This window comes from Clostridium fessum (assembly GCF_003024715.1).
Classification (GTDB): domain Bacteria; phylum Bacillota; class Clostridia; order Lachnospirales; family Lachnospiraceae; genus Otoolea; species Otoolea fessa.
Window position 1 is genome coordinate 1 of record NZ_PYLO01000016.1, and the last position, 1,089, is coordinate 1,089.

The 1,089-nt window shown below is 46.0% G+C and carries 3 rRNA genes; all 3 read right to left on the minus strand.

Annotated elements, in window-relative coordinates:
* Positions 1 to 96, minus strand: a 23S ribosomal RNA gene (locus tag C7U56_RS15250); the annotation flags it as partial.
* A gap of 518 nt (positions 97 to 614) precedes the next feature.
* Positions 615 to 732, minus strand: a 5S ribosomal RNA gene (gene rrf / locus C7U56_RS15255).
* A 113-nt stretch (positions 733 to 845) separates the two neighbouring features.
* Positions 846 to 1,089: ribosomal RNA gene (locus C7U56_RS15260) — 16S ribosomal RNA — on the minus strand; the annotation flags it as partial.

A 1,089-nucleotide genomic window follows, 5' to 3' on the forward strand; every position in this document is an offset into this window, starting at 1 on the left:
GATATTTGCTCCTCCCCGAAGCTTTTCGCAGCTTATCACGTCTTTCATCGGCTCTTAGTGCCAAGGCATCCACCCTGCGCTCTTATTAGCTTAACCAATTGATTCACACCGCGGGTACGGTGTTCCTCTCAGATGCATAGCGTTGCATCTTTGGCTTATGGTGTTTACAATTAATAATTGCTTGTTTTGGTTTGTTTGGTTACACTTTCGTGTAACACCTCGGATGTCTTGATATTTGTTTCAAACCTCTCGGTTTGAACTTTGTATCAGATTTTCAATATGCAGTTTTCAAGGTACATTGCGAAAACAAAATGTTTCGAATGCGTTGAAAGCTTGCTTTCATAAGCCTTCGTAATGTTTTGTTTTCATAACGTGCCTGCACGTGAGTGAGGAAACTTTGTTTCCGAACTGCAATGTACAGCCACTTGACTGACCATTTATCAGTCATTCACAACCTCGATAAGCTCGAACTTATGAATCACTGGTAAAAACCAGTTATATGGAACAGCACTTCCCTGCTGGTGTAGGTTAACACATCCTCATCACAGATAGTTCATCCATTCCGATGTGTCCGTTCTATTTCAAATCGCATTCAGCGAATTGTTTTTAATGGAATCCGGCATCCACCTGCTTTCCCATGCCGTCTCCAGCATAGTATCATCGGCCGCTTAGGTCTTAACCATCGTGTTCGGGATGGGAACGGGTGTGTCCCCTAAGCGCATCGACACCGGAAAGATTTTGAATCCTTAAAGACTCAACAGTACGTAAAACCCTTACTTCTTCTTCCGTCTTAGTTGGATTGATTCAGCTGCTCTCGCAACCTACTTATAATCCTTCTTCCTTAGAAAGGAGGTGATCCAGCCGCACCTTCCGATACGGCTACCTTGTTACGACTTCACCCCAGTTATCGGTCCTGCCTTCGGCAGCTCCCTCCTTACGGTTGGGTCACTGACTTCGGGCATTACTGACTCCCATGGTGTGACGGGCGGTGTGTACAAGACCCGGGAACGTATTCACCGCGACATTCTGATTCGCGATTACTAGCGATTCCAGCTTCGTGCAGGCGAGTTGCAGCCTGCAGTCCGAACT